Raw genomic sequence first — 8525 nt, forward strand, 5'->3', positions numbered from 1 at the left:
TCGCTAACAGCGAGCCACGGGGTGTCTTTCACAATAGGTGAATGACAAGGGAAATTCCCTTCCTGATGGAACTCGGTGAGAATCCGAGCGGCAAGCAGTTTTGCTGGTTCCATCGCGATGAGTCGATTTTTATAGATTTTAGTAACCAGGAGTTATGAGAAAAAGAATCAATATTGCGATTGACGGACCGGCGGCAGCAGGGAAAAGTACTGTTGCGAAAATGATTGCCAAGCGGCTCTCTTATATTTATATTGACACGGGCGCGATGTACCGGGCGCTCACATATCGGGCGCTGCAGCAAGGAATCTCGCTTGACGACGAACAAGCGTTAATTTCGTTATTAAAAGATACATATATTGAATTAAGGCCGTCGCATGAAGGACAGCTTGTGCTGGTCAATGGAGAGGACGTTACAAACGTGATCCGCAGCAAAGAAGTAACCAATGCGGTGTCATTAGTCGCCAAACATCCGCTAGTCCGGGAAGAGATGGTAGCGCGTCAACGTGCGCTGGCCAAAAATGGCGGCGTCGTCATGGATGGACGTGATATTGGTACACACGTCCTTCCGAATGCGGAAGTAAAAGTGTTTTTAAAAGCCTCCGTAGAAGAGAGGGCAAGACGCCGACATAAAGAGAACATTGCGCGAGGGTTTCCATCCGATTTAGAAACGTTGAAAAAAGAAATTGCCCGCCGCGACCAGCTCGATTCCGAACGGGAAGTAGCACCGCTTAAGAAGGCGGAAGATGCGATCGAAATCGATACTACATCATTATCCATCGAAGAAGTTGTTGAACGCATTATGGAAATCGTAAACGAAAGGATTGAATGACGTTGGACTTTTATTCGTTTGCCAAGGGAGTTGTAAAAGGGATTTTAACCCCGCTTTACCGCATCAAAGTAATAGGGGTAGAACAGTTTCCAAAAGACGGTGGAGTACTTCTTTGCGCAAACCATATTAGCAATCTCGATCCGCCGATCCTCGGTATTACCGCGCCAAGGCCGATTCATTTTATGGCAAAGGAAGAATTGTTTCGCGTTCCCATTTTAAAAAACTTGATCAATAGTTTGCACGCGTTTCCAGTCAAGCGGGGAATGAGCGACCGCCAAGCGTTGCGAACCGGATTGGAAGTGCTAAAACAAGGGCAAGTGTTGGGCATTTTTCCTGAGGGAACAAGAAGCAAAGATGGAAAGTTAAAGAAAGGGCTGCCCGGCGTCGGCTTTTTTGCGCTGCGGACAAACGCCGTCGTTGTTCCTTGCGCCATTATTGGCCCGTACCGAGCATTTGTGCCTCTGAAGGTGATTTACGGGGCACCGATTGATATGGCGCCGCTGCGCGAACGAAAAGCATCTCCGGAAGAAGCGACAGATTATATTATGCAGCATATTCAGGCACTGCTAGATCAACATCGTTAAGCATTCGATTACATGTATATTGAGAAAATATGGTATACTAAATAGAAAAGCGTTCCTATCGTCCGTTATCGTCAACGTTTTTCGATGGTGCGGCGTTGATAAAGAAGGCACGCTTTTTATAGGATCGTCAGTTGATGGAGGAGGGTTAACGATGGCAGAGGATATGAATTTGCAGGTAAACGTCTATAAAGTGGGTGATATCGTTCGAGGAAAAGTGGTGAAACTAGAAGACAAGCAGGTGCTTGTCGATATTGAAGACAGCAAACAAAGCGGGATTATCCCGATTAGTGAATTATCCAACTTGCATATTGAAAAAACAAGCGACGCCGTTTCCGTCGGGGACGAAGTGACAGCGAAAGTGAAAAAAGTAGAGGAAGGCAAAGAGGGAGAAGAGGATTTGCTGATTTTATCGAAAAAAGCGGTAGATGCAGACCGTGCCTGGGAAGAGCTGGAGAGAAAATTTGCCAGCGGCGAAACGTTTGAGGCGGTAGTAAAAGATATTGTCAAAGGCGGGCTTGTAGCGGATATAGGAGTGCGCGGCTTCATCCCTGCCTCCCTTGTTGAACCCCATTATGTCGAGGATTTTTCTGATTATAAAGGAAAGGCGCTTGCCGTGAAAGTAGTCGAGCTGGATCGCGAAAAAAACCGCGTCATTTTATCGCATCGTGCCGTTGTCGAAGAAGAACAGCAACGTCAACGGAAGGAGGCGCTGAACCGTTTACAACCGGGGCAGGTGCTTGAGGGAGTCGTACGCCGCATCACCGATTTTGGTGTGTTTGTCGATGTTGGCGGCTTTGATGGTCTTGTACATATTTCGCAGCTTTCCCATACCCGTGTCGCCCATCCGTCTGAGGTTGTAAAAGAGGGAGAAACCGTCAAAGTAAAAGTGCTTGCGGTTGATGAAGAAAATGGCCGCGTCTCCCTTTCGATAAAAGAAGCAATACCGAGCCCTTGGGAAGGAATTGCGGAAAAAATCGCCCCTGGCGATATTGTCACTGGCAAGGTAAAACGGATTGTGCCGTTTGGCGCGTTTATTGAAATTTTCCCAGGCGTGGAAGGCCTTGTCCATATTTCCCAAATCGCTAATAAACGAATCGGAACGCCGCATGAAGTGCTAAAAGAAGGGGAAGAAGTCAAAGCGAAAGTGCTTGATGTAAACGAAGCGGAACGCCGCATTTCGTTAAGTATACGTGAGCTGATCGAGGAAGAAACAGCCTCCGAAGAAGACTATAGCCAATATACAAAGCCGTCCAGTGAAGTAAGTGGTTTTCAAATTGGCGAAGTCCTCGGGGAACAGCTAAAAAAATTAAAATAACGAGGATGAGGCAATGGATAGAGCAAAGCGAAAGATAGAACATATTCAGCATGCGCTTTCTACTGCCGACCAAGGTGAAAGCGGATTTGATGACATTACGTTTGTTCATCAAAGTTTACCTGATGTACGCATGAACGATATTCACTTGCATACTACTTTAGGCGAACTTTCGTTAAGTTCGCCTTTCTTTATCAATGCCATGACCGGCGGTGGAGGGAAAAAGACGTTAGAAATTAACAAAGGATTAGCAGAAGCGGCAAAGCATGGCCAAATTGCGATGGCGGTTGGTTCGCAGACGGCGGCGTTAAAAGATGATGCAGAGCGGGAAACGTTTACGGTCGTACGAAAGGTGAACCAAAACGGCATTATTTTCGCAAACGTTGGCAGTGAAGTGAGCGTGGAGGATGCGAAGCGCGCCGTCGATATGATTGAGGCGGATGGTCTGCAAATTCATTTAAATGCGGTGCAGGAGCTTGTCATGCCGGAAGGGGATCGCGATTTTACCGGGGCGCTGCTTCGTATCGAACAAATTGTTCAAACCGTTCAAGTCCCGGTTATCGTAAAAGAAGTAGGATTTGGCATGAGCAGGGAAACCGCTTTGCGTTTAAAAGAAGTGGGCGTGAAAATCGTCGACGTTGGCGGCTTTGGCGGCACCAATTTTGCCCGTATTGAAAATAAACGCCGTTCCAGCATCATAACGTATTTTAATAATTGGGGAATTCCAACGGCAGCGTCGATCGTCGAGGTAGTTCAAACCGTTCCTTCCTTAGCGGTGATCGGCAGCGGCGGTGTTCGCACAGCGCTGGATGCTGCGAAAGCGATCGCGCTGGGGGCATCAGCGGTAGGAATGGCGGGTCCGTTGTTGCGGACGCTTGTCGAACAAGGGGTGGAAGGGCTAGTCGCCTATATCGAGGAGCTTCATCATGATTTAACGCTGATCATGGGAGCGCTGGGGGCAAAGACGATCGCCGGGCTGCAGCGTGTGCCGCTTGTGATTCGTGGCAACACGCATCATTGGTTAACAGAAAGAGGCTTTGATACGAAAGTATATAGTTGTCGATAAATCGCCTCTTCATCCCGATGACGAAAATCACGGGACGAAGGGGTTTTTTATTTAACATTTTCCACCCCGTTATCTCTAAAAGAAATACTTCAAGCACGAAATGGGCGAAAGACGGCTTCACTATCCATAAAAAACGGAAAAATTCGAATGGTTGATGGGCACCCATCACTTATCGGCTATGCTTCCCATCCCCTTTGGAATTCAGTTTTTCTCAGAAATGAGATTATGCGTTAGCATAACTTTATTGCCAGAAAAGGGATTATCGCATTGAAAAATGGAAAAAATAGAGGCTGAGAACGTCCATCGATAGAAAGAAGGGAAATTATTGTATGTTTTTTTTTAAACAAAGCAAGAAAAAAAAACAAATGGCAAAGAACCAGAAAAAGCAAAACCAAAATCAGATTCAAAGTCAAAATCAGCAACAACAGGCCTTTCTTTCTACCGACTTAGATCAAAATCTACAAGAGCTGCAAAATATCTATAAAAATTGTATGGATGTCGTTTTTCGCCAATTTCAAATTGGTGGAAAAACAAAGGCTGCTCTTATCTATATCGACGGTTTAGCTAACATCGAAGAAATCGATGCGGGCGTGCTCACCCCTTTGATGAAAGAAAATCATGCCAAGGAGAATACCGATCAGTTCATTCATGTCAATGATATACTAGAACAAAAATTGACCGTTTCCAAGGTAAAGAGAGTACAAACGACGACAGAGTGCATTGAACAGATCTCTGGTGGAAACCCGGTCTTGCTTATCGATCAACAAAGCGAAGGATTTGCTTTAGGGTTGTCAAATCCAGAAAAGCGTTCCATCGAAGAACCGGGAGGGGAATCCGTGGTAAGGGGACCGCGGGAGGGCTTCACCGAATCATTAGGGACTAACCTTTCTTTATTGCGCAGAAAAATAAGAAGTCCGCAGCTGAAAGCAAAATCAATAAAAATTGGGGAATACACCCAGACCGAAGTAGTCATCTCTTATATTGAAGGAATTGCCGAGCAAACGTTAATCCAAGAAGTAGAGGCCCGGCTTAACCGGATCAAGTTAGACGGGATTTTGGAAACCAGCTATATTGAAGAGTTAATTGAGGACAATCCTTATTCCCCGTTTCCACAAATCTTGAATACCGAACGGCCTGATGTTGTGGCGGCGAGTTTGCTTGAAGGACGAGTAGCAATTCTTCAAGATGGCACTCCTTTCGTTTTGGTTGTACCGGTTTCTTTTTATTCCTTGCTGCAATCAAGTGAAGATTACTACGAACGATCCTTAATCAGCACGGCAACCCGCTGGTTGCGCTACGCATTTCTCTTGGTATCTCTTTTACTGCCCTCGTTGTATGTGGCGATCCTTACCTTTCATCAGGAAATGCTTCCTACTACGCTTTTGGTCACCATCGCTGCTTCTCGGGAGCAGATTCCCTTTCCGGCACTGGTTGAAGCGTTGCTCATGGAAATTGTATTTGAGGCCCTGCGTGAAGCGGGATTGAGGCTTCCTAGACAAGCGGGTGCTGCGGTTAGTATCGTTGGTGCGCTGGTGATTGGGCAAGCTGCGATCCAAGCAGGTCTTGCTTCTGCACCTCTGATCATGGTAGTTGCCTTGACGGGAATTGCCTCTTTTACCATCCCTCGCTATACAGCTGGGATCGCATTAAGGATGCTGCGCTTTCCCATGATCTTTTTGGCAGGGACGCTGGGGCTTCTCGGGATTATGCTTGGGCTGCTCATGATTGTTACTCATATGGCGACGCTGCGTTCTTTCGGCGTTCCCTATTTATCTCCTATGGCTCCAATGCAAGGCCGTGAAATAAAAGATGTGTTGATGCGCGCACCTTGGTGGAAGTTCAATACGCGCCCCCGCTTAACGGGAGACCATAAGAATATTCAACGTCAAGGTCCGAATCAGAAACCGGGTCCTGATTACGGAGATGACAAGACGAGTAAAGACCAAGGAGGATCATGATCATGATCGAGAAAGGAAAAATATCTGCCGCACAAATGGGGATGATGATGTATCCTACGATTATCGCAACAGCCATTCTCTTAGTCCCTGCAATCACCGCCCGGCACGCAAAGCAGGATATGTGGCTCTCTCCTCTTTGGGCTTCTCTCATCGGTTTTTTGACGGTTTATATTACTGTACGGTTACATGAGCTATATCCAGAAAAAACCATCATCGAGTACAGCGAAGATATTCTTGGCAAGTTTCTGGGGAAAGTGATTGGGTTGATCTTTTTATTTTACTATTTGTATGCAAATGGAATTATTATCCGAGAGTATGGCGAATTTGTTGTAGGTAATTTTCTTTTCTATACCCCGTTGGTTGTTGTGATGGGAAGCATGGTACTGGCGTGCTCTTTTGCCGTCCGCAACGGTGTGGAAGTGATAGGCAGGCTTGCGCAAATGATCGTGCCTATTGTGATTATTCTGATAGTGATCAATATTATCCTTTTGATCCCGGATATGGAAGTAGCGAATATGTTTCCAATCATGGAAAAGGGGATAATGCCCTCGTTGAAGGGCTCGATAATCCCGCAAGGTTGGTTTAGTGAATTCCTTCTTATCGCTTTTCTGCTTCCTTACGTAGCCGATCGCAACAAAGGAAAAAGATGGGGCATGATCTCGGTTGCCGCGGTCATGTTGACCTTATCTTTAGTCAACATTGCCGTCCTTTTCGTCTTGGGAGGAATCACGGACCGTTTTACCTATCCCGCGTTTAGCGCCGTCCGCTATATTAGTATCGCGGACTTTTTAGAACACATTGAAGCCATCGTAATGGCCCTTTGGGTAGCAGGGATCTTTATGAAGGTTGCTGTCTTTTATTACGCTTTAGTGTTGGGAACGGCGCAATGGATGAATTTGGAAGATTATCGCCCGATCATTTTTCCTATGGGATTTTTAATTCTGTTATTTGCCGTCTGGTCAGCGCCGAGTTTAATGGAATTGACCCATTATCTAGGAAGCACTTCCCCGTTTTATCGGATTTCGATTCAAGTAGGAATTCCTCTCCTTCTCCTATTTGTCGCAAAATGGCGCAAAAGAGCAAACAACCAAAAGTTAACACAACAAGGATAAGGACAGCAACGAAACAAGGGGTAAAAAGGAGATAAACAAGAATGGGCATCTTACAAAGGGTAGCAAAAATTCTTTTGGTTTGCGTGAATCTTATTTTGCTAAGCGGATGTTGGGACCGAAAGGAAGTAAACGATTTGGCGCTAATCGTAGGATTAGGAATTGATCAAAAAAAAGACGGGAAAATCATGATTACAGTAGAACTCATTGCCCCGAAAGCAGCCGGTGGAGGCCAGATGCTGGGTGGCGGCGGTGGCGATGGGGGCGGTGGCGGGGGAGGGAAAATAGTAAGATCGGGAACGGGAACCACCGTGGCTGACGCAATCTCGAACCTGCAAGAAAAGCTTCCTCGCCGTGTCTTCTGGGGACACACCAAGGTAATCGTGTTCGGGGAGAGAGCGGCAAGAGCAGGGATTCGCCAGCATCTGGACTTTCTGAGCCGCAATCCGCAAGCTCGCCTTCGTTCCAATGTATTAGTGAGTAAAGGAACTGCGAAAAGTGTGCTTGAATTGATCCCCCCGATCGAACAAAGCTCATCAGAAGTGCTGCGGGAATTGTCAGAATCACAACTTTTATTGCGAGTAACGATAAAAGATGCTCTGCAAATGCTAAGCGGCGATACCGGTGCAGCGGCTCTTCCCATGGTGAAGATTTTACCGCGGGAAAAAGGGGCAAAAGAGCTGCAAACCATTGCGTTTACCCAACGTACCGCCATTTTTAAGAAAGATAAAATGATCGGGGACATTGATGATAAGTTGACTCGGGGCGTGCTTTGGCTCAGAAATGAGATCAAACGTGCGAATATCACGGTTTCGCTTAAAGGAGAAAAGGGAAATATCACCGCTACAATGATAAGAGCGCATACGGAATTCGTCCCTAAATATGAGAAAGGTAAATGGAAGATGATCGTGAAAGCGACTACAGAAGACGATATCATATTAAACGGAACAAAATTGGACTTGCTAAATCCTAAGTATGCGAAAATGGTCGAAAAAGAATTAGAAAATCAGATGAATAAGCGTATTAGAGACGCATTGAAAAAAGTACAAAAAGAGATGAAGGCCGATATTTTTGGATTTGCCGAGATTTTCCACCAGAAATATCCAAGAGAATGGAACCGGGTAAAGAATCGTTGGGAAGAGATCTTTCCTACCGTGGAAGTAGTCGTAAAGACGAAGGCATACGTCCGCAGGCCGGGCATAGATACCGCTCCGCAAGGATTGCCTGAACAAGAGGTGAAAAAATAATGAAAACTGGTTCTATACTAGGCACTTTTGTCCTAGTTGCGCTTATCTTTCTATACGAGTGGCCGCGAATCCATCAGACACAGAAAAAAGAAAAAGTTGCTTTTGTTGCGTTGCTGAGTTTAGGAACGATTCTTGCGATGGTGTTAATATGGAATCCCGATCTTCCGGGTCCGACGCAGATGATCGACTACATTTATAAACCTTTCGGACGAATGCTTGAAAAATAAAGGAAAATTCCTTAATTCTCCCTCATGTATTTTGCCTTGAGGAACAAAAACAGTGATGGATGGAAAATAGAAGTACAGAGCAAGATTTATCGATGAAGTTGATCTGGGTTCACCCCCTTGCTGCGATGAAGGGAGGTGAACGCCAAATACATGATAAAAAGCTCTTGATGTTCGGCTTTTTCCATACTTTAAA

General features: G+C 45.8%; 8 protein-coding genes. All 8 read left to right on the forward strand.

Annotation, left to right across the window (positions count from 1 at the left end):
- Positions 1 to 154: 154 nt before the first annotated feature.
- Complete coding sequence (gene cmk / locus GCA01S_RS18410; RefSeq protein WP_017436763.1) at positions 155 to 829, forward strand: (d)CMP kinase; 675 nt, start codon at positions 155 to 157, stop codon at positions 827 to 829.
- Positions 826 to 1413 (forward strand): lysophospholipid acyltransferase family protein, encoded by a 588-nt coding sequence (locus GCA01S_RS18415; RefSeq protein ID WP_017436764.1) that lies wholly within the window; start codon positions 826 to 828, stop codon positions 1411 to 1413. Before cmk ends, GCA01S_RS18415 begins: the two co-directional genes overlap by 4 nt.
- A gap of 151 nt (positions 1414 to 1564) precedes the next feature.
- Positions 1565 to 2728, forward strand: coding sequence for a 30S ribosomal protein S1 (rpsA, locus tag GCA01S_RS18420; RefSeq protein ID WP_017436765.1), 1164 nt, complete (start codon positions 1565 to 1567; stop codon positions 2726 to 2728).
- Between the two features lie 13 nt (positions 2729 to 2741).
- Positions 2742 to 3791 carry a type 2 isopentenyl-diphosphate Delta-isomerase gene (fni, locus tag GCA01S_RS18425; RefSeq protein WP_017436766.1) on the forward strand — a complete coding sequence of 350 codons (1050 nt, stop codon included), beginning with the start codon at positions 2742 to 2744 and terminating at the stop codon, positions 3789 to 3791.
- A gap of 329 nt (positions 3792 to 4120) precedes the next feature.
- The gene (locus GCA01S_RS18430; RefSeq protein WP_042412296.1) at positions 4121 to 5749 is read left to right on the forward strand and encodes a spore germination protein; all 1629 of its coding nucleotides are present in this window, start codon (positions 4121 to 4123) and stop codon (positions 5747 to 5749) included.
- Positions 5750 to 5751: 2 nt separating this feature from the next.
- The gene (locus GCA01S_RS18435; protein ID WP_174407515.1) at positions 5752 to 6861 is read left to right on the forward strand and encodes a GerAB/ArcD/ProY family transporter; all 1110 of its coding nucleotides are present in this window, start codon (positions 5752 to 5754) and stop codon (positions 6859 to 6861) included.
- 41 nt (positions 6862 to 6902) lie between these two features.
- Positions 6903 to 8105, forward strand: coding sequence for a Ger(x)C family spore germination protein (locus GCA01S_RS18440; RefSeq protein WP_042412299.1), 1203 nt, complete (start codon positions 6903 to 6905; stop codon positions 8103 to 8105).
- A complete protein-coding gene (locus GCA01S_RS18445; protein WP_042412302.1) occupies positions 8105 to 8332 on the forward strand; it encodes a hypothetical protein in 228 nt (75 codons plus the stop codon). Before GCA01S_RS18440 ends, GCA01S_RS18445 begins: the two co-directional genes overlap by 1 nt.
- Positions 8333 to 8525: the final 193 nt, after the last annotated feature.

It is taken from the genome of Parageobacillus caldoxylosilyticus NBRC 107762, from assembly GCF_000632715.1.
GTDB lineage: Bacteria > Bacillota > Bacilli > Bacillales > Anoxybacillaceae > Saccharococcus > Saccharococcus caldoxylosilyticus.

Bases quoted from the DNA above. Each gene is read 5' to 3' on its own strand.
- fni (WP_017436766.1), top strand. From the start codon at position 2,742: ATGGATAGAGCAAAGCGAAAGATAGAACATATTCAGCATGCGCTTTCT.
- GCA01S_RS18445 (WP_042412302.1), top strand. From the start codon at position 8,105: ATGAAAACTGGTTCTATACTAGGCACTTTTGTCCTAGTTGCGCTTATC.
- cmk (WP_017436763.1), top strand. From the start codon at position 155: ATGAGAAAAAGAATCAATATTGCGATTGACGGACCGGCGGCAGCAGGG.
- GCA01S_RS18415 (WP_017436764.1), top strand. From the start codon at position 826: ATGACGTTGGACTTTTATTCGTTTGCCAAGGGAGTTGTAAAAGGGATT.
- GCA01S_RS18440 (WP_042412299.1), top strand. From the start codon at position 6,903: ATGGGCATCTTACAAAGGGTAGCAAAAATTCTTTTGGTTTGCGTGAAT.
- GCA01S_RS18435 (WP_174407515.1), top strand. From the start codon at position 5,752: ATGATCGAGAAAGGAAAAATATCTGCCGCACAAATGGGGATGATGATG.
- GCA01S_RS18430 (WP_042412296.1), top strand. From the start codon at position 4,121: ATGTTTTTTTTTAAACAAAGCAAGAAAAAAAAACAAATGGCAAAGAAC.
- rpsA (WP_017436765.1), top strand. From the start codon at position 1,565: ATGGCAGAGGATATGAATTTGCAGGTAAACGTCTATAAAGTGGGTGAT.